17 protein-coding genes are annotated in these 18,823 nt (G+C 44.9%); 13 read left to right on the forward strand and 4 right to left on the reverse strand.

Going from position 1 to position 18,823, the window contains the following annotated elements:
* Positions 1 to 31: 31 nt before the first annotated feature.
* Both katG and J2I46_RS28835 read right to left on the reverse strand, forming a co-directional pair.
* Positions 32 to 2,263 (reverse strand): catalase/peroxidase HPI, encoded by a 2,232-nt coding sequence (gene katG, locus J2I46_RS28830; RefSeq protein ID WP_207332661.1) that lies wholly within the window; start codon positions 2,261 to 2,263, stop codon positions 32 to 34.
* 256 nt (positions 2,264 to 2,519) lie between these two features.
* Complete coding sequence (locus J2I46_RS28835) at positions 2,520 to 2,885, reverse strand: DUF1801 domain-containing protein (RefSeq protein ID WP_229380005.1); 366 nt, start codon at positions 2,883 to 2,885, stop codon at positions 2,520 to 2,522.
* A gap of 819 nt (positions 2,886 to 3,704) precedes the next feature.
* On the opposite strand from J2I46_RS28835, the gene J2I46_RS28840 reads away from it, so the two are divergent.
* From J2I46_RS28840 to J2I46_RS28860, 5 genes are all read left to right on the forward strand, one after another.
* On the forward strand, positions 3,705 to 4,442 hold the full coding sequence (locus J2I46_RS28840; RefSeq protein WP_207332573.1) for a phytanoyl-CoA dioxygenase family protein: 738 nt from the start codon (positions 3,705 to 3,707) through the stop codon (positions 4,440 to 4,442).
* Positions 4,443 to 4,632: 190 nt separating this feature from the next.
* A complete protein-coding gene (locus J2I46_RS28845; RefSeq protein WP_207332574.1) occupies positions 4,633 to 5,871 on the forward strand; it encodes a cysteine desulfurase in 1,239 nt (412 codons plus the stop codon).
* A gap of 7 nt (positions 5,872 to 5,878) precedes the next feature.
* On the forward strand, positions 5,879 to 6,295 hold the full coding sequence (locus tag J2I46_RS28850) for a SufE family protein (RefSeq protein WP_207332575.1): 417 nt from the start codon (positions 5,879 to 5,881) through the stop codon (positions 6,293 to 6,295).
* Positions 6,296 to 6,316: 21 nt separating this feature from the next.
* Entirely contained in the window at positions 6,317 to 6,628 is a 312-nt protein-coding gene (locus J2I46_RS28855; protein ID WP_207332662.1) for a DUF59 domain-containing protein, read from the forward strand.
* Between the two features lie 96 nt (positions 6,629 to 6,724).
* Positions 6,725 to 7,147 carry a BrxA/BrxB family bacilliredoxin gene (locus tag J2I46_RS28860; RefSeq protein ID WP_207332576.1) on the forward strand — a complete coding sequence of 141 codons (423 nt, stop codon included), beginning with the start codon at positions 6,725 to 6,727 and terminating at the stop codon, positions 7,145 to 7,147.
* A gap of 106 nt (positions 7,148 to 7,253) precedes the next feature.
* Here J2I46_RS28860 and J2I46_RS28865 read toward each other — a convergent pair whose 3' ends face one another.
* Positions 7,254 to 8,165 (reverse strand): TIM barrel protein, encoded by a 912-nt coding sequence (locus tag J2I46_RS28865; protein WP_207332577.1) that lies wholly within the window; start codon positions 8,163 to 8,165, stop codon positions 7,254 to 7,256.
* 388 nt (positions 8,166 to 8,553) lie between these two features.
* On the opposite strand from J2I46_RS28865, the gene J2I46_RS28870 reads away from it, so the two are divergent.
* The 4 genes from J2I46_RS28870 to J2I46_RS28885 all read left to right on the forward strand — a co-directional run bounded on the left by J2I46_RS28870 (position 8,554) and on the right by J2I46_RS28885 (position 12,607).
* Positions 8,554 to 9,138, forward strand: a complete 585-nt coding sequence (locus J2I46_RS28870; RefSeq protein ID WP_207332578.1) for an RNA polymerase sigma factor — start codon at positions 8,554 to 8,556, stop codon at positions 9,136 to 9,138.
* Between the two features lie 511 nt (positions 9,139 to 9,649).
* Positions 9,650 to 10,243, forward strand: coding sequence for a TnsA endonuclease N-terminal domain-containing protein (locus tag J2I46_RS28875; protein ID WP_207332579.1), 594 nt, complete (start codon positions 9,650 to 9,652; stop codon positions 10,241 to 10,243).
* Positions 10,240 to 12,084, forward strand: coding sequence for a TnsB C-terminal domain-containing protein (locus tag J2I46_RS28880; protein WP_207332580.1), 1,845 nt, complete (start codon positions 10,240 to 10,242; stop codon positions 12,082 to 12,084). Before J2I46_RS28875 ends, J2I46_RS28880 begins: the two co-directional genes overlap by 4 nt.
* Positions 12,085 to 12,088: 4 nt before the next feature.
* Positions 12,089 to 12,607 (forward strand): TniB family NTP-binding protein, encoded by a 519-nt coding sequence (locus J2I46_RS28885; protein WP_207332581.1) that lies wholly within the window; start codon positions 12,089 to 12,091, stop codon positions 12,605 to 12,607.
* Between the two features lie 970 nt (positions 12,608 to 13,577).
* On the opposite strand, the gene J2I46_RS28890 is transcribed toward J2I46_RS28885, so the two are convergent.
* On the reverse strand, positions 13,578 to 14,021 hold the full coding sequence (locus tag J2I46_RS28890; RefSeq protein WP_207332582.1) for an IS3 family transposase: 444 nt from the start codon (positions 14,019 to 14,021) through the stop codon (positions 13,578 to 13,580).
* A gap of 569 nt (positions 14,022 to 14,590) precedes the next feature.
* Between J2I46_RS28890 and J2I46_RS28900 the strand changes: the two genes are divergently transcribed.
* The 4 genes from J2I46_RS28900 to J2I46_RS28915 all read left to right on the forward strand — a co-directional run bounded on the left by J2I46_RS28900 (position 14,591) and on the right by J2I46_RS28915 (position 18,786).
* Positions 14,591 to 14,875 carry a hypothetical protein gene (locus J2I46_RS28900; protein WP_207332584.1) on the forward strand — a complete coding sequence of 95 codons (285 nt, stop codon included), beginning with the start codon at positions 14,591 to 14,593 and terminating at the stop codon, positions 14,873 to 14,875.
* 42 nt (positions 14,876 to 14,917) lie between these two features.
* Positions 14,918 to 15,247: a hypothetical protein gene (locus tag J2I46_RS28905; RefSeq protein ID WP_207332585.1), complete on the forward strand. Its 330-nt coding sequence runs from the start codon at positions 14,918 to 14,920 to the stop codon at positions 15,245 to 15,247.
* Between the two features lie 85 nt (positions 15,248 to 15,332).
* On the forward strand, positions 15,333 to 16,085 hold the full coding sequence (locus tag J2I46_RS28910) for a GLPGLI family protein (protein ID WP_207332586.1): 753 nt from the start codon (positions 15,333 to 15,335) through the stop codon (positions 16,083 to 16,085).
* Position 16,086: 1 nt separating this feature from the next.
* Positions 16,087 to 18,786: a carboxypeptidase-like regulatory domain-containing protein gene (locus J2I46_RS28915; protein WP_207332587.1), complete on the forward strand. Its 2,700-nt coding sequence runs from the start codon at positions 16,087 to 16,089 to the stop codon at positions 18,784 to 18,786.
* Positions 18,787 to 18,823 lie beyond the last annotated feature (37 nt).

The following is an 18,823-nucleotide window of genomic DNA, read 5'->3' on the forward strand; positions in this document are numbered from 1 at the left end:
TTTTTTCTATTCAGTCCTTAACAAAATTGATCTATTGCAGATCGAACCGGTCAAGGTTCATCACTTTGCTCCAGGCCGCAACGAAGTCGTTGACAAACTTCTCCTGCGAATCTGAACAGCCATATACTTCGGCCAGGGCGCGCAACTCGGAGTTCGAACCGAGGATCAGATCCACCCGAGTACCCGTCCATTTCAGTTCACCGGTGGTACGGTCTCTTCCCTCAAACTGATCCTGCACATCGGAGGTCGATTGCCAGGTAGTTCTCATATCGAGCAGATTGACGAAGAAATCGTTCGTCAGCACCTCCGGCCGGTCAGTGAACACACCAAGTTTCGATCCATTATAGTTGGTGTTCAGCACCCGCATACCGCCCAGCAGAACCGTCAATTCCGGTGCCGTCAGGGTCAGCAGTTGCGCCTTGTCGATCAGCAGGTTTTCGGCCGTTACTTTATACCGGTTTTTTACGTAGTTGCGGAAACCATCGGCAATCGGCTCAAGGGCCGCAAACGACTCAACATCAGTATCTTCGGCAGACGCATCAGCCCGACCCGCAGTAAACGGAACCACTACGTCGAAGCCCGCTTTTTTAGCCGCCTGTTCAACGCCTGCACAACCACCCAGCACGATCAGATCGGCCAGTGATACCTGTTTGCCATCGGCCTGCGCGTTATTGAATTCAGTCTGAATGGCTTCCAGTTTAGCGAGCACAGTGGCTAATTGCGCAGGGTTATTCACCGCCCAGTCTTTCTGGGGTGCCAGCCGGACACGAGCACCATTGGCCCCACCCCGCTTGTCGGAACCCCGGAACGTTGACGCCGACGCCCAGGCCGTTGACACCAGTTGAGCCGTGGTCAGACCGGCCTCGAGCAGCTTGCCCTTGAGGGCGGCTACATCAGCCTCGTCGATCAGCTTGTGCGAAACGGCTGGAAGCGGATCTTGCCAGATCAGTACCTCTTCAGGCACTTCGGGGCCAAGGTAACGAGCCCGTGGGCCCATGTCGCGGTGCGTTAATTTGAACCACGCTCTGGCAAACGCATCAGCAAACTGATCGGGGTTTTCCAGAAAACGACGCGAAATGATCTCGTAAGCCGGATCAACCCGTAACGATAAGTCGGTGGTCAGCATCGTTGGCTTATGGCGCTTGTTAGGATCGAAGGCATCCGGAATAATGTCATCGGCTCCTTTGGCTACCCACTGATGCGCTCCGGCCGGGCTTTTGGTCAGTTCCCATTCAAAACCAAAGAGGTTTTCGAAGTAATTGTTACTCCACTGAGTTGGCGTTGTTGTCCAGATCACTTCCAGGCCACTCGTGATCGTATCAGCGCCTTTGCCGGTGCCGTAGCTATTTTTCCAGCCAAAACCCTGCTCTTCGATACTGGCAGCTTCCGGCTCATTGCCCACGTGGTCTGACGAAGCAGCCCCGTGTGTTTTACCAAACGTGTGCCCACCAGCTATGAGAGCAACGGTTTCTTCGTCGTTCATCGCCATCCGTCCAAACGTTTCACGAATGTCACGAGCTGCCGCCAGCGGGTCAGGATTGCCATCTGGGCCTTCGGGATTTACATAGATCAGACCCATGTGGGCTGCGCCAAGCGGATCCTCCAGTGTACGGGAATGAACAGGGCGGCCCGGATCTTCATCCGACGATACCACGCCGTGTGCCGCTACACCCGCCGAACCCTTGCCGTAGCGTTGATCGTTGCCAAGCCAGGTCGTTTCTGACCCCCAGTATACATCTTCCTGTGGCTCCCAAACGTCGGCGCGGCCACCGCCAAAACCAAAGGTCTTGAAGCCCATCGACTCCATGGCAACGTTGCCCGCCAGAATCATCAGATCGGCCCATGAAATCTTCTGACCATATTTTTGTTTGATCGGCCACAGCAACTGACGTGCTTTATCGAGATTGACATTGTCGGGCCAGCTATTGAGTGGTGCAAAGCGTTGCATCCCGGCACCGGCGCCACCCCTACCGTCGCCAATCCGGTACGTACCTGCACTGTGCCAGGCCATACGGATGAACAAACCACCATAATGGCCAAAATCGGCAGGCCACCAGTCCTGCGAGTCGGTCATGAGCGTATGAAGGTCCTGCTTCACCGCGTTGAAATCCAGGCTTTTGAACGCTTCAGCGTAATTGAACGACTGCCCCATCGGGTTCGACAGTTCAGAATGCTGACGCAGTATATTCAGCTTCAGTTGATTCGGCCACCAGTCACGATTGCGGGTGCCACCACCCGAAGCGTGGTTTAGCGTGCCACTCATGAAGGGGCATTTAGCAATAGCGCCGGGATCATTTGCCTCGAGGGCACCGTGATGACCATTCACCTGATAACTAGCCGTAGTTTCGGAAGGGTTCATGTGGTTATTCGTTTATGTGTTCTACTAAAGACTTCTTATGCAAAGCTGATACTTATCGATGTATAGAACAAATTGATATTATCTATAGTACCATTAACAATATCTATAATACATAAGTAACCGGCTGCCAAAGCTGCCTGGCCAGAGCAAGCATCGTACGTCAATCAGTCAGTACTTGCCGGAACTCATCAGGAAGGGTGAATGCAGAAGTTGACTTGAAGGATATTGATAAGCCCGCCTTTTCCACTTCGATCGCTTCGTAGATAGAAGCCTTTACTATCGCTGCTACCGAACTAATAACATTAGTTGATGTAAAACGTATCTGACGGGTTGCCTGCGTATTTTCTGTCTGCTGAACCAGAAGGCCATTGGCATCGTGTAACAGGGCACCTTTGAAAAATGAAATCGCGCAGTATTCTTTGACTATATGCAGCAAAAGAATATTCTTTTTCTGAACAGTGTAGCAGAGAACACCCCACTTCAATTCTTCGGTCAGGCCACAGTTGAGAACAATCCGTCTTAACATCACCAATTCATTCTGCCAGCTTTATCAAAATAAAAATCAACTTCAGGATTCGTAGTATTCATCGATCAGCGGACTAAATAATGGTCAGCATAAACCAACCGCATTACTCAAGACGTTACTCGACACAAGTTACTCTATCACTTTTTTATACAGACTGTATAGTGTTACAGTAATTATCAGATGTTGTGCCACTACTTATTCTGATTAACGTGAGAATCTGTTTACACTGGGTCAATCAACGTACCTACCATATCAGGGCTTTCTCATAGAAAATCGGAGCGATACGGTGTCGGCCCATCGGGCCATACCCTGAGTAAATAAGGGTCGGCCGCTCTGGCCCTTTACGTCCCGCCAGAGACACAACATCGGTTTTAGCTCACCCAGGTACCAGTATCATGGCGCGGACGGGGGCGTTCGTTTGCTGGCCTATTCTAGTTGCAACCCAGGTTACGATGGACCGGCACCACACTGTTCCACTTTTTATGAGAAAGCCCTGCCTGTCCTATTAGCCAGGGCAAAAACGTACTACGTTCCAGCATACCGAACGCAACTGATTTTATATTTTTTTCATGTCTTTTTTCGATCGAAAAAGTAGTTAATTATTTCACGGCAGCAGGCTACGTCAACCACGCCTAAATCAATAAATAACTAAACCTGATAATGCCATTCTATGAAAGTCATAAGTAACAACACATCAGCCCATTATATTTATATTGCCTAAAAACTTATAACGCAAAAAAGTAGCTACCTATCAGGTAGAATCCTGATATCTGGTGTTTTGTCTTTCGATCAGCTTCTCTATCGGTACGTTACTTCGACATGCTTACAAATCAGGAAATTGAGTTTTTAGATACATACGGGTATCTCAACTTGGGTCAATTATTAACGCCAGAACAAGTTAATCAAATCAATGACCGTCTTGCTGAATTAATCCAAACAGAAGGAGAGAAGGCTGGCGCAGAACTAGCCGAATCGAAATACATCCGTCACCCAAAAGAAGAGGGAGCAGACCGGTTAGCTGACTTGGTCAATAAGGGGCAGATTTTCGACGTATTCTACACACATCCACGTGTACTGGCAGGTATTGAAGCGGTTTTAGGGCAGCAGTACAAATTATCTTCCTTGAATTACAGGGCCGCCAAACCCGGTAAAGGCCTGCAGCAACTTCATGTAGACTGGAAAAACACGGTGGTACATGGCGCGTACAAAGTCTGTAATAGCATATGGCTTTTAGACGATTTCACCGAACATAATGGTGCTACGCGTATTGTTCCTGAATCGCATAAATTAGCCAGCTTACCCAGCGAAGCGATGACGGATACGAATGACAGGCATCCTGACGAGATTTATATCATTGCCCCCGCCGGATCTGTCTTTATTTTCAACTCGCATGTGTGGCACGGCGGAACAACTAATCAGACAGGCCGGGACCGTAGAAGCATCCATAGCTATTTTTGCACCAGAGACCAGCCACAACAGATCGACCAGAGAAAGTATATCACTCAGGAAACCTTACAGCGGATTGGCGAAAAAGGTCGGCATATATTGGATGTCTAAGCCTGGTTGCGCGGCATTATCCCCACACAATACTTTGGTCAAAACAGATGCCTGTTGCATCATGGGTACGTTTGAATCCACAGCGGAAGTTCGCATCAGCTAGTCCGGAAAGACAGATGGACTCACCGATACCGCCCATATTCATGGCGGTCAGGCCAACTTTTTAGCCCTGTTCCAGTGTTCTATAAGCATGCAAGCCATTACGCAGACACCGCTCGACATTCAGAAGATACGGGCCGATTTTCCGGTACTTGACCAACTCGTCAACGGGCGGCCGCTCGTTTATTTCGATAACGCCGCCACCACGCAGAAGCCCCGCACCGTGCTCGATGCGCTTACCCGCTACTACGAACACGATAACGCCAATATTCACCGGGGTATCCACGCGCTGGCCGAACGGGCTACGGCTAATTTTGAAGCCACGCGGCGGGCTATTCAAACGTTCATGAACGCCCGAGAGGCCGAGGAGATCATCTTCACCTACGGTACCACCGACGGAATTAACCTCGTCGCTAAAACCTACGGACAAACGTACCTGGGACCTGGCGATGAGATCATTATCTCGACGCTCGAACACCACTCGAATATTGTGCCCTGGCAGATGCTCTGCGAAGCGCGTGGTTGCGTACTGAAAGTCATTCCGATCAATGATGAGGGCGAACTGCTGATGGATGAGTACGAAAAACTGCTCACCGAACGCACTAAAATCGTATCGGTCGTTCACGTATCCAACGCACTGGGCACCATCAACCCGATCAAAACGATCATCGACAAAGCTCACGGAGTTGGCGCGGTGGTGTTGATCGACGGGGCACAGGCGACCTCGCACATTGATATTGATGTACAGGCGCTCGATTGTGATTTTTACGTCTTCTCGGCCCACAAACTGTTTGGCCCAACCGGTATGGGCGTATTGTATGGCAAACGCGCCATCCTAGAAGCTATGCCCCCCTTCCGTGGCGGTGGCGAGATGATCAAGGAAGTAACCTTCGAGAAGACGACCTACAACGATATTCCGTACAAGTTCGAAGCAGGTACGCCTAATATCGCCGATGTGATTGCGGTTAAAAATGCAATCGAATACGTTGATTCGCTGGGAAAAGAAAATATCGCCGCCTACGAACACGAGTTGCTGTCTTATGCTACCGACGCGCTACGAAGCATTGATGGTCTGCGTATTATAGGAAATGCGAAAGAAAAAGTCAGCGTGATCTCGTTTGTACTGGACGGTATTCACCACGAAGACACGGGCGTTATTCTGGATCAGCAGGGCATTGCCGTCAGAACGGGGCACCACTGCACCCAGCCGCTAATGCGCCGCCTTGGTATTGCCGGAACCACGCGGGCGTCGTTTTCCGTTTACAACACAACCGACGAAATCGATAAGCTCGTGAAAGGGCTCCACCGTGTAAAAGCGATGATGGCGTAAGCAAAGCATGACGATAAACGAGAAGCAAGACGAGATCATTGAGGAATTTGACCTGTTCGATGATCAGTTAGATAAAACCCAGTACATCATTGACCTCGGCAAAAAGCTGCCGCCGCTCCCTGATTCATTGCACGTACCTGAGAACCTGATTCCCGGTTGCCAGTCGAAGGTGTGGCTGAACAGCGAACTAAATAATGACCTGGTGCATTTTGAAGCAGACGCCGAACCCACTGCCCAGATTAGCCGGGGCTTGGTAAGCTTACTCATACGGGTGCTGTCTGATCAGAAACCGGACGACGTGGCCACTGCTGATTTGTATTTCATTGACCGTATCGGCCTCAGCAACCTGGTTACCTCGCGGCGGGCAGGCGGCATGGCCTCAATGATCCAACGCATGAAATCGTTTGCTATGGCAAACGCCTGACACCTTATGAATGCGACAATTATGTCAGAAACTGAATTGAAAGAACAGGTCGTTCTGGCCCTTAAGACCGTGTATGACCCCGAAATTCCGGTGGACGTGTATGAGCTTGGCCTGATCTACGAGATCAAGATATTCCCCGTCAATAACGTCTACATCCTGATGACGTTAACGTCTCCTTCCTGCCCTTCTGCCGGATCTATTCCGGGCGAAATTGAGCAGGCGGTGCGCAACGTAGAAGGGGTGAACGATGTCAGTGTTGAACTTACCTTCGACCCGGCCTACTCATCCGATATGATGTCGGAAGTAGCCAAATTTGAACTCGGATTTATGTAGGAACTACGCCGCAGGACTTACGCTTTGTAGGCCCTGCGGCGTAGTTCGCAACTATCACATGAATCGTCATTCGTAAATCATACTTTGTAAATCACTATGTATCCTCCTCATTTAGTTGCCCCCATGCGGGAAGACCTTACTAGCGTAGGTTTCCAGGAATTGACGACTGCTGCCGACGTTGACGCTGCTATGGCGGCTGAAGGCACCACGCTCGTTGTTGTAAACTCAGTTTGTGGTTGTGCTGCCGGCGCGGCCCGGCCGGGTGTGAAAATGGCCCTGGCAACAACCGATGTAAAACCAGATAACCTGGTGACGGTATTTGCCGGTGCTGACCTCGACGCTACGGCGAAAATGCGTGAGTATCTGCTCCCCTACCCTCCATCGTCGCCAGCCATTGGTATTTTTAAAGATGGTGATTTGGTGCACTTTATCGAGCGGCACCACATCGAAGGCCGGTCGGCTCAAATGATCGCCCAGCACCTCGAAATGGCTCTCGAAGAATTCTGCGAGAAAGCGTAAACTGATTTTGGATTGGGGATTTTGGATTTACGGCCAACGCGTCTGCCTGTTCTTGAGACAGATTGCGCGTTAGCCATAAATCCAAAATCCCCAATCCAAAATCAGTTTACCCCACCCGCTCCAGCAATTCCTTGGTTTTGCGGATACCGGCGTACTCGTCTAACTTGCTGCCTTCGTATTCGATCCCGATGATCCCTTTGAACTTGCTCTCCTTCACGATCTTCATGATCTGAGTATAGTCGGTCTCCACGCAATTACCTTTTTCGTCGAAATCATACGTTTTAGCCGACAGCCCTTTGGCATATGGAATTAGTTCCTGCGTGCCTTTATAACGGTCATACGAATCATCGCAGCCGGTGGCACTGCGCTTTATACAGAAGTTACCAAAATCGGGCAACGTACCTACGTTCTTCATCCCTACCTGCTTGATTACGCCGGCCAGCCAGGCACCGTTTGAGGTAATACCCCCGTGGTTCTCAACAATCACGTTAATACCCGACGCCTTACCTACTTCACCTAACTTGCTGAGGCCTTCTACGGCTGCTTTAGCTACGTCTTCGGGCGAGCCGCTACCCTGCGCATTGACGCGGATGGTTTTGCAGCCCAGATACTTGGCGCATTCAATCCACTTTTTATGATTTTCAACGGTCTGGTTACGCTTCGCAGCGTCCAGATCGGCCAGCGGACCTTCGCCATCGATCATGATCAGGTGATTGGTTACGCCGTTGTCTTTGCAACGCATCAGTAGTTCGTCCAGATAGGTTTTGTCCTGCGCTTTATCTTTAAAGAACTGGTTGACATACTCGACAATGCTGATGCCAAACTCTTTCTTGGCAATACCAGGGAAATCGAGGTTAGTTATCTGCTTTCCGAACAAAGCCTTGTGCAGCGACCATTCAGCCAACGAAATGTCGAACGACAGCTTCGTTGGAGCGGCTTCGGCCCAGGTAGGTAATACGGCTGTGGCAGCAAGTGCGCCAGCTCCTTGCAGGAACGACCGGCGATTCAGGTTAGTCATAGCGGCTATCTCGTTTGAGTTAGTTTGTCAACGTATAAGGTAAATACCACCCGAATCTACGGCAAAAAAAAAGGCGGGCTGTAGGGCAGCCCGTCTTTCCAGTTCAGAATACAACCTGAATATCATTTTTGTGGTGAACCAACCCGGTAGCATCAGTGAAATGATACACTCGAAAGGTACAATTTTTTCCGCGAATATGTCAAGTTATCTAATGAATAGTGTGTAATAAATAAAGATTTTACCGAGTCACGTACCTAAGCAAATTCACGGACCCATCTATTTATTCCGTATAATAACTAGTTTATAATACTTAACTTAATTTTTAGATTATTTGTATTTTTCAAAGTAAAAAATTAACTATATCGATGTTATACACCGATAAATCGGCATGAAACCAGTTTATACGGATCAACGTCTGATTGATTTTATGCTGGAAGGTGATCCAGTAGTAATGATATGGATTTACAAAAAGTATCGATTATTCATCCAGCATTACATTCTGCTGAACGGAGGCAACCGCCAGGACGCTCAGGATGTATATCAGGATGTGATGCTGGCTCTCCTCACCAATGTTACATCAGGCAAACTGACCTGCCTGCAAGGAAAGCTCAGTACGTACCTGTATAAACTAACCCAGAATCTCTGGCGCTCCCGGCTACGTAGGCATGAGCCGTTACGGGGTGCTTCCACGTTAGCTGATTACGCATCAGAGCCATCGACAGATACAGCCAGTGAAGATGTGTTGCTGGAACGGCTCATGAGCATACTCGATGAACGATGCCGTCTGATTTTGAGGCTGTATTATTTTGACAAACTGCCCATGAGCACCGTAGCGATCCGGGTGGGGTTAAATAGTGCCGAATCTGCTCGTAAGCGAAAATGCGACTGTTTAAGCAGGCTGAGAGAACTGGCGCTGCACGTCCATGTTGAGACAGGCAACGTTTCTGAAACCGAATCTTTACCAGCAGTCTGACGAGACCGATAAATTACCGTTGAATCAATCGTAAGACAGCGTACTAGCCGCCAGCCGGACGTTTCCCCCCTTTGTGCTACTCATATCCTAGACACCCTAAATGAGTTAGCCATGAAGCATGTACCTGTCAATCGACTGCTGGCAATCTGTTGCCTGTTAGTAGCAACCGGATTACCCTTTAGCTGCATCGACCTCAGCCGAATGCTAGAGGATCACTGCTGCGTGCCGGAGAAAGCCAATTTAGACAAAGCGCAAAAAGCGTATGATCAGGCGGCGTGTCAAATACATTAAATTGTGCGAAAATTAGACCAGTTTTTGGCCTGATTTACTACAACTTAATGAGAATATTGACAGAAGAGAGTGAGAGTGTTTTGGCTTATTACAAGAGATAACAAGAACCCTTTGTATGCCCGTCCGTAAAATACCCCTTCGTTATTCCTCCGTATCAGGTGTAGCGCCTAGTCAGAAGAATGATCGACTCCATGAATTTGAATCAACACTAGAGAGGGACTTGATAAGCCTACTTGAATTCGACACCAACGTAGAATCATACGAGGAGCAACCTGTCTGTATCCATTACATAGATCAGGCCGGTAAACCGCGTACGTACACGCCAGATATGCTTATTCGTTACCGGCAGGAGCGAGCACCAGGTTGTTGGCTAAAACCCCGGTTGTGCGAGGTAAAGTACCGCGTCGACCTGTGGGCAAAATGGCACGAGTTGAAACCAAAGTTTCGTGCGGCGGTCCAGTTTGCCGCTGAAAACGGAATGGAATTCAAGATTCTAACCGAAAAAGAGATTCGGACGGAGTACCTGGAGAATGCCCGATTCTTGAACCGCTATCGGACAGTACTCATTGAGCCGGGTTACGTCGAACGGCTAGAGATGATTCTAAAACAGGTGCCACAGACGACGCCGCAAGAGATTATTCAGCTGGCCGCCCGCGATCTAGTTCACCAGGCTCACTATTTGTATGTCCTCTGGCACATGGTGAGTCTGGAAATGGTTGGCATCGAATTAACCCATAAATTAAGCATGAAAACGCCCATCTGGTCACTCGACGGGCCGATGCCCCACTTTAGTAAACCGCGCCGAAGACTATGAATCCTCAGATTGTCAACCAAATATATATCACACCAGGAGCTGCAGTCGATTTTGAAGGAGATACGTATCAGGTGAAAGCCATTTTGGATGATCGTCGGATACTGGCCCACCGGGTTATTGATGACCACATTGCTGTGCTACAGGTAACTGGTTTGACACCTTCGGTTCAAGCAGCCCCGGTTGGCCCTGAAATTCAGTTGGCTGACGAAGAGGCGTGGGCTTTAGCGACCCGTCGGTATAACCTGATAAAGCCCATTTTAGCCAATCGAAGTGATGGTGCATTGGTCAAAGCGATTGCCAAAGAAAACCGGGTCAGCGTCAGTACGCTTTACCGATGGCTGGAGCGCTATGAGCGTACAGGGCTTGTATCGGCTTTGATGGATTACCCTAGGGATGGAGGAAAAGGTAAAAATAGACTTAGTCCGGAAGTTGAGGTGCTCATCGAGGAGACAATCCGGCAGGAATACCTATCGGTTCAACGCAAGCCAATTTCTAAAGTCTACCAATCGCTGGTTAGCCAATGCCGGCAGGCAGGTCTGGAAGAGCCTCATCCAAACACCGTTCGAAACCGGGTGAGGCAACTCACCGAGTATACACGGTTAAGGTTCCGGTACGGTAAACCAATTGCCGATGAACAACTGGCCCCCCTGAGAGGCAATTTCCCCGGGGCTGATTTTCCTCTGGCAGTGGTGCAGATTGATCACACCAAACTGGACTTGATACTTGTCGATAACCTCCATCGGCAACCCTTGGGGCGGCCCTGGATTACGCTGGCGATCGATGTGTTCAGCCGCATGGTGGTGGGCTTCTACGTTTCCTTCGATCCACCTGGCGCAATGGGTACCGGACTCTGCATCGCTAACGCAATTTTGCCCAAAGAGACCCTGTTAGCCAGTCACAACCTGGGTGGTGAATGGCCCTGCTGGGGCGTTATGCGAATGATACACCTGGACAACGCCAAAGAGTTTCGGGGAACCATGATTAAACGGGCCTGCGAAGAATATGGAATCGAATTGAATTGGCGTCCCGTTGCCCGGCCCCAATATGGAGGTCATATTGAACGGCTCTTGGGGACTGTCGCCCGGGAGATGCATACCCTACCGGGTACCACCTTTTCCAATACCAGAGAACGAGGGCGTTATCCTTCCGAGCAAAAGGCGACGATGACACTAGACGAGCTGGAAAAGTGGCTGCTGACCTACGTGACTGAAGTGTATCATAAGCGCATACACAGTAGCCTGGGAACGAGCCCGCTGGAGTATTTCCGGCAGGGCCTATTGGGACGCGATGGCCAATCTGGGACAGGTTTGCCCTTTCGAACATACAACCCCGAAAAAGTGCGGCTCGATTTTATGCCCTTTGAGGAGCGTACCGTGCAGGAGTACGGCGTATTGATCGACCATATCTACTACTATGCTGATGTGTTGCGACGGTGGATTAAAACCACAGACCCAACAAAGTATAAGCACCGCCTCAAGATGCTGTTTAAACGTGACCCGCGCGATGTAAGCATTATCTATTTCTATGATCCCGAACTCAAGGCCTACTTCCCCATCCCCTACCGGGACACCTCCCGGCCACCGATGAGCATCTGGGAGCACCGAGAGGCGCTCAAACGAGCTAGGGAACAGCAAGTGACCATCAATGAAGACAGTATTTTTGCCGCTTATGAGGCTATGCGCCAAATCGAGGAGGCAGCGGGAAAGCTCACCAAACAGGTGCGCCGCAAGGGGCAGCGCCAACCAGTGCATGAAGCTCGGCTAGCAGCCTTAACCAAATCACCCGCCCAGCCTTCCCTGGCAGCTGAACACCGTCAGTTTGATCCATTTGATTCACTCTAACTACATGGACCACCTAAACCCCGATTTATTGGTAACATTGGACAAGGCGGCCCCTCAACGGGTGCGCGATTTGGCCACTGGCCCTATTATAGGCTACCCGTTGGCTAAAAGAGCCATGGACTGTATGGAAGACCTGTTGGTCCACCCTCCTACCCACCGCATGCCAAACTTATTGCTGGTGGGGCACACTAACAATGGAAAAACGGTCATAGCTGACCGGTTTCTCCAACAGCACCCCGCTTATGTACTGCCCGGCGAAGACCATGTGCGGATGCCCGTACTCATGGTGCAGGCACCACCTGTACCGGATGAAAAGCGGTTTTACAATGGTATCCTTGAACGGCTGTTTACCCCCTACAAGGTCAACGACAAGATTGACCGCAAATGGCTATGGTGTGTAAGAATTGTTAATTATTTAGACAATAAAGCGAGTAAATCGGCTTCTGTGCTCAGTATATCAAGACGTTGCAGTACAGGCTCTTTAGACATAATAAACGCTCTTACTGTCGTTTCAAACCGCTGATAAATAGGCTTATTAAGTATTACAGCTAAGGTACTTTCAGGCCATATCATTCTAAAATCATCGTTACAATGATCTATGGCTCTCTGCTGACTTGCCTTTGCATAAGCTAAATGGGCCATTGAGGCGTACACAAGTACTAGCTCTATATTACCCTCCCTTTGTTGAAATAGACGCATTTTGTCTAAAATATCGCCAATCTGGCCATTTTGGAGCGTGTTTAACTGTTTGAGATGCTGCCAGGCTTCGTTCTTGCGCCCTGATTTATAGAGATAATTCGACTTTCTAAAAAGGATACTCAGTGAAGGAGTGTCATTATGTCGTGAGTAAATGTCAACTGCTTGCTCATATGTAGATAACGCGCTCTCGTAGTCACCTGAATTGGCTATTACAGTAGCCTACTTTAATAGCTCTCCGGCTTCAGTAATATACTCAGGCACTTGCATCGGTTGACTAAGTACTGTGTTCAAGGCCGTAATTAGCTCCTGAGTCTCTTCCTCGGCTAACTTTTGAAGAAACATTCGTTGAATTTTATTTAAGAATCTGTTCATATCAATAGTTGGATAAGTAGATCTTAACGTATAAACTGCTATCAGAAAAATGGTATCTAACCTGTATAATTAGTGTTATATACCGGCCTGACTCGGGAAAGCACAATTCCAGCCGTGACGAAACGCTGCTATTTCAGGCTGTTTTCGATTTTACCTATCCTGCGTTCTGCGTTCGATTCGATCCAGGTGACCAAGAGGGTTCCAGTTCATACAGTTGTGTCGTTAAACATGCCTCGAGGTGGTACAGCTGAGGTACTCCCCATTGATTGGACAAAAAATGGGCGAGTTATAAATAGATGCCACTTGGTGAAGGGGCGATTTTCAGACCGTTTCGTACTGTTCTGCCTTGCTTGAAACAAAGGACGGACGAACAGTCCTGTCGTTAGAAGCCGATTGGGAGGCGCAAAATTAACCGCCCCAGGCTATGATTCAAAGACCGCTTTCGGAGTGTGGCCACGGACAAACGTCCCACAAACCCATTGCCGCAGCAGTCGCCGTACTCGTTTAGGATTGACTTTATGCCCCTGTTGGTGAAGCCAGTCGGTGAACTGCCCCACCCCGAAAAAGGAAGTATTCAGATACTGTTTGTCAATGAGTTTCATAAGTTCGAGGTTGTAAGCCGACTCGCCACGCGGCGTATAGTAGAAACTGGATCGAGCCAGCCCCAACAGGGCGCATTGCCGCTCGATACTTAACTTACTGGCTGGATCGATGCATTTTTTACTTTGGCTCAGGTCATAGTTTTGTGTTTTTTTGAGCCAATCTAACTCGAACTGGAACTGCCCAATCTGTTGATAGAGTAGTGCGATCTTGGCCTCTGTGTCGTCGGTCAGCTTTTTGTTGGACTGCTCAAAAAGGGTGATCATGCCTTCGGTAACTTACTTTTTACAGACCTTAATCTGTGTGGGGTAGACGTCATGTTGCTGGGCAATCTCACTTAGCGTTTTGCGTTCGCGGATCGCCTCCAAAGCAATCTGACTTTTTTGTTGAGTACTAAATGTGCGATGGGCACGTCCCATGAGGGCGATGATTTGTGTGACAAAATATGCATCAGTATCACATTGTAACCACTGTCTGAATATTGGGTAGTATTTCAGTTGGGACTTGCTAGAATACCCGTAGTTAAGCAAGGACTCATTCTATTTTTCAGGACCATAATTGAGATGTTCACTAAGTGTTCTATTGTTTTCTGATAGCCGTGAATAGACGCTTAACAATGGTATACTATCAACATGTTGTTTATAGTATATACAACACGTTAATTGTAAAGTCACGGAAAGTAAGCATTGAATATTTGTAACTTATATATGAGTAATACTACATATAAGCCGTTTAATAAATCGATTTAGTTACTTATCAAACGTATCTATTTGTTGAGTAAATAGCGTTAGTAATATTACTAAGTACATCTATTTCTAATTAAACACAAACTTTCATGAAAACATCTATCAAGGTACTTTTACTAAGTACAATGCTAAGTGCTTGGCTAAGCAAACCGTGTCTTGCAAGTGACAAGAAGGATCATGGCATAAAATCACATACTGAGGTGAAAAGCAAACCTACAGTGCAGTGTTCTGTACAAACAATTGTCCAAGTTCGTAATAGTGATGGAAACTGCGTGGACCTGGCTATAAATGCAACTGCAGCTACTTGCGAAGAGGCAGGTAATATGGTTGACGGGCTCAAAGCTGTAATGTGGTACTTCGGTATACTTCAGTAATGCAATTACTCTCTAATCCCAAAATGCTTAAACACTAAACACATGAAATTTGTAAAACTCGTTCTCGTTTCTCTTTTTTTTGTGGGCACTCCTTTTGTCACCAATGCCTCAACACCCAAAACTTCAGGAGTTGAAGAAACTACTTTAAAGGAAAACCCATCTAGTAAGAAGCAAAAATCTAGCTTTGAGGCTCAGATGAAGGTATTTTATTGCCAGCTATCTACTGTAGTCGAATCTGTGGATTCACAAGGGTACGCGGTAAATGAACTTATCATTACAACAGGAGCAACATGTGCCGAAGCCGGTAGTAAAATGGATATAATATGTAGTGTAATAGAATACATGAGTGGTGGTACGCAGGCTTGCGATTAATAGTTAAATCAGTCAAATTCGTCCCCGCTTGATTAGAGGTTAACGAATTATGTTAACCTCTAATCAAACTAAGCACACTAAAACAATGAAAAGTTATATAATATTGGTATTTTTCGCCGTAGCGACATTGACCTATGGTCAGGCACCTGCAGTTTTGTATGGTAAAGCAACATATAAATACAAGTTTAACTTCCCATCCTCTGTTAATGATACACTTACTGGTGATTTATACTTTAACAGTGCGGGCGAGTCATACTATAAAACAGATCTTATAACGGTAACTAAACGGACTAATACTAATTCGACTGAAGGTACAACTAATACCAAGAATAGTCAGATTACTGATTCACTTGTTGTATATCGTGATTTATATAAAAATATTCATGTGTACCATAAAAGGGCTTTTATGGTAAGGAAGCTAGTAAAAGACACAGTTCATATTATTAAATGGAATCTACAAAAAGAAACAAAAACAATCGGTAATTTCGTTTGTAATTCAGCTGTAGGAAAAGTAGCAGGAAGGAACTATAAGGTATGGTATACTAACCAAATTCCTATTAGCTCTGGTCCGTGGAAGTTATATGGTCTTCCGGGTCTAGTGATTGAGGCATTTGATGAAAATAATTTAGTAGCTTTTCAACTTGTATCAATTAAAATAGATGATAAAGTATTAAAATATTATGGACAAGAAGATTTAATTAAAAAAGCTCTTGATTTAAAAACCTTTTCAAAACAAGCAGAAACTAATCTTCAAAAAGTTCAAGCGCAAGCTGAGTCTATGGGAGTAAAATTTTCATTTAACACTGTTAGTCAAGGCCTTGAACTGGAAGAGAATTAATATGTATGTAATTTTAACACAAGTTATTGTGTTAAAATTATCATTTACAGCTATTGCGCAACAGAGCGTAAAAATTAAAGTTATTTCTAAGGATTTAATTCCAGTACCATTTGCTATTGTTAAGTTGTCGTTGCCATCTACTCAAATTATAGCCTATGGCTCTACAGATGTAAAAGGTATATATGTAATTCCAACAGAAAGTCCTGATTCCTTAACTATATCCGTTAGCCGGTTAGGATATAAATCTTACGAAGATAGGCTAGATAAAACTTATCTTAGAGCACAAAAAGAAATTAGTATTATACTTTATGAATCTGAAACATTATTGAATGAGGTTATTATAAGAAAGGTAATTCCTTTTCAAGTAAATAAAGATTCTACAACGTTTGTAGCATCAAATTTTAGGGACGGCTCAGAGCGTAGCGTTGAAGATCTATTAAAAAAGTTACCAGGGGTCCAAGTATCAAGTAATGGAACTGTATCATTTAATGGAAAAGTAGTTGATAAAATAACTATAGAAAGTGATGATTTCTTTTCAACCAACTATAAGTTGATAACGAAAAATATGTCTGAGTATGTAATTGATAAAGTTGATGCAATTGAAAATTATAATGATAATCGATTACTACAGGGGATTACACGTTCAGATAAAACAATCTTAAATTTAAGGCTACGAAGTGACGTTAAAGGATTGCCTTTTGGTGATTTTAAACTTGGAACGAGCAATAATAGTCAGTATGAATTAACAAACTCGTTTTTTCTTATAAATTCAAAGTTTAAAATTGGTCAATTCTCAAATTTTAATGACGTAGGTAATAATCCTGGCTCTGAAGTTGAAGGACTAGTTAATAACCCTGCATCTACTGACCTAAGTAAAATTTTGATAAATCCTGTAAGATTTGGTATTAATGAAATAATAAATACTCCACGTATACCACAGCAACGATTTGTTTCAAATAAAGCGCGAATGGGAGCTGTAAATGTTTCAAAAACATTATCAAAGTTTAAATTCAGAAGCTGGGTATATGCATATAAGGATCAACTATCTCAATCGTATTCCAATAATTTTTCCCTTTTAAAAACTGTACAAGAAGTAAATAACTCAGAGAATGTTTTTTACAGTAGAAACCCTACACAACTAAAAAGTAATCTAGAATTAGATTACCTGATTACAGATAGTTGCGAAGTTAAAATCAGGTCTTCTTTTGGTTTTAATTGCAACAGTAATAGTTTCTATGCTAGTTCTAGTATTAATTCTGGGAAATCTTCATCTTTCTATAATCAAAACGGAAATGCATATACTCATTCTGTAGATCTTACAAACAGGCTTACGAAAAACCAAGCATTTCAGGTGTCTTTATATTTCTCAAATAAGAATTATCTTGATAATTATCTAGCTAATTCTTATTTGTATAGTTATATTCCTTTGAGTATTACTGATACGATCAACGGATTTAGGCAATATACTAATTTAGAAGAGTCAGTAAAGATATTTAGAGTTAAATATTTGACGCATTATAAATCACTTCTCTTGTCTTTTGCTGCTAATTATTCTTCAATTGATAATAATCTTTCATCCAAACTGAGAATTATCTCAAATGGAATAGAATATTTGACAAACGATTCTTTAAGTAGGAATTCGATTTATAATAATAAAACATACGCCTTTGAAACTACTTTTACATGGTTTTCAAAAAAATGGACATTGGCTAGCGGCGTCTCAAATCAACTAGTAAGTGTGAGTAATTTTTCTCCTATACTATTAAATGGAGAACATTATCAGTTGAATCGAATACCATTAACAAACTTATACGGCGAAGTTAAATATAAAATCAAGGATGGTATTTCAACGAATTTACTACTAACCTCGATTGGGGTACCCCCAAATATTACTGAAATATCTCAAGGTATATATATGTCTAACTATAGGACATTCTCTGAGAGTATTGGTTCATTTAATATGCGCCGAGATCATATAGCTTTATTTAATTTTGTTATCTCTAATCCATACGTTTTTTTAACATCAAATACTCAAGTACTTTATTCAGTAACAAATAAGCCTTATACAAATTTCAATAGTTTGCAGAATGGAATATCATATTTGCAATTAAAACCAGTAAGTTATCCATCTGAGACATATCAGATAGCCACTAATTTTGATAAATACTTTCATTTTATTCGAACAAGAATCAATCTGTCTGGCTCGTTTGCACATGCAAGTAGTTATTTAGGATTTAATGAGAATCAATTATTTCAAAATAAAATCGATAAAAGTGAATTTAAATTAATAATGAGTAGTGCCTTCAAATTTCCCTTTAACGTGGATTTTGGACTCACTAACTCAAAAATTAATATGGCGACTCTATCATCTTATCAAATTTCAAATAAGTTTTATGATCTCTCGTTTTATGGAAATTTACGAATAAGTGCATCAAATAATAAGTTTCAGGGCAACTTTAAAGTTGAACAAAACAATTATTATATTAATGATATCAAGTCATCAGCACTATTTGCTGATTTGTGGGTGTTATACAAGCCAACATCTGGTAAGTTTTCTTATGAAATTGTTGGAAGAAATTTATTTAAAGCTCCATCTGTATACACACTTTCAATATTAAACAATTTAGTAAATCGATCAATTTTTCATTTAGTTAAGCCTTTACTTGAAATTCGGTTGGAGTACAGATTGGGAGTTAAGTAGAATATGCTTAATCAACACTTTAAATTATCTATCTAAA

Source organism: Fibrella forsythiae (genome assembly GCF_017353175.1).
Classification (GTDB): domain Bacteria; phylum Bacteroidota; class Bacteroidia; order Cytophagales; family Spirosomataceae; genus Fibrella; species Fibrella forsythiae.

What these genes read in the sequence shown, in the direction of transcription:
- katG (WP_207332661.1), bottom strand. Translation starts at nt 2,263, where the DNA reads ATGAGTGGCACGCTAAACCACGCTTCGGGTGGTGGCACCCGCAATCGT.
- J2I46_RS28835 (WP_229380005.1), bottom strand. Translation starts at nt 2,885, where the DNA reads ATGTTAAGACGGATTGTTCTCAACTGTGGCCTGACCGAAGAATTGAAG.
- J2I46_RS28840 (WP_207332573.1), top strand. Translation starts at nt 3,705, where the DNA reads ATGCTTACAAATCAGGAAATTGAGTTTTTAGATACATACGGGTATCTC.
- J2I46_RS28845 (WP_207332574.1), top strand. Translation starts at nt 4,633, where the DNA reads ATGCAAGCCATTACGCAGACACCGCTCGACATTCAGAAGATACGGGCC.
- J2I46_RS28850 (WP_207332575.1), top strand. Translation starts at nt 5,879, where the DNA reads ATGACGATAAACGAGAAGCAAGACGAGATCATTGAGGAATTTGACCTG.
- J2I46_RS28855 (WP_207332662.1), top strand. Translation starts at nt 6,317, where the DNA reads ATGTCAGAAACTGAATTGAAAGAACAGGTCGTTCTGGCCCTTAAGACC.
- J2I46_RS28860 (WP_207332576.1), top strand. Translation starts at nt 6,725, where the DNA reads ATGTATCCTCCTCATTTAGTTGCCCCCATGCGGGAAGACCTTACTAGC.
- J2I46_RS28865 (WP_207332577.1), bottom strand. Translation starts at nt 8,165, where the DNA reads ATGACTAACCTGAATCGCCGGTCGTTCCTGCAAGGAGCTGGCGCACTT.
- J2I46_RS28870 (WP_207332578.1), top strand. Translation starts at nt 8,554, where the DNA reads ATGAAACCAGTTTATACGGATCAACGTCTGATTGATTTTATGCTGGAA.
- J2I46_RS28880 (WP_207332580.1), top strand. Translation starts at nt 10,240, where the DNA reads ATGAATCCTCAGATTGTCAACCAAATATATATCACACCAGGAGCTGCA.
- J2I46_RS28885 (WP_207332581.1), top strand. Translation starts at nt 12,089, where the DNA reads ATGGACCACCTAAACCCCGATTTATTGGTAACATTGGACAAGGCGGCC.
- J2I46_RS28890 (WP_207332582.1), bottom strand. Translation starts at nt 14,021, where the DNA reads ATGATCACCCTTTTTGAGCAGTCCAACAAAAAGCTGACCGACGACACA.
- J2I46_RS28900 (WP_207332584.1), top strand. Translation starts at nt 14,591, where the DNA reads ATGAAAACATCTATCAAGGTACTTTTACTAAGTACAATGCTAAGTGCT.
- J2I46_RS28905 (WP_207332585.1), top strand. Translation starts at nt 14,918, where the DNA reads ATGAAATTTGTAAAACTCGTTCTCGTTTCTCTTTTTTTTGTGGGCACT.
- J2I46_RS28910 (WP_207332586.1), top strand. Translation starts at nt 15,333, where the DNA reads ATGAAAAGTTATATAATATTGGTATTTTTCGCCGTAGCGACATTGACC.
- J2I46_RS28915 (WP_207332587.1), top strand. Translation starts at nt 16,087, where the DNA reads ATGTATGTAATTTTAACACAAGTTATTGTGTTAAAATTATCATTTACA.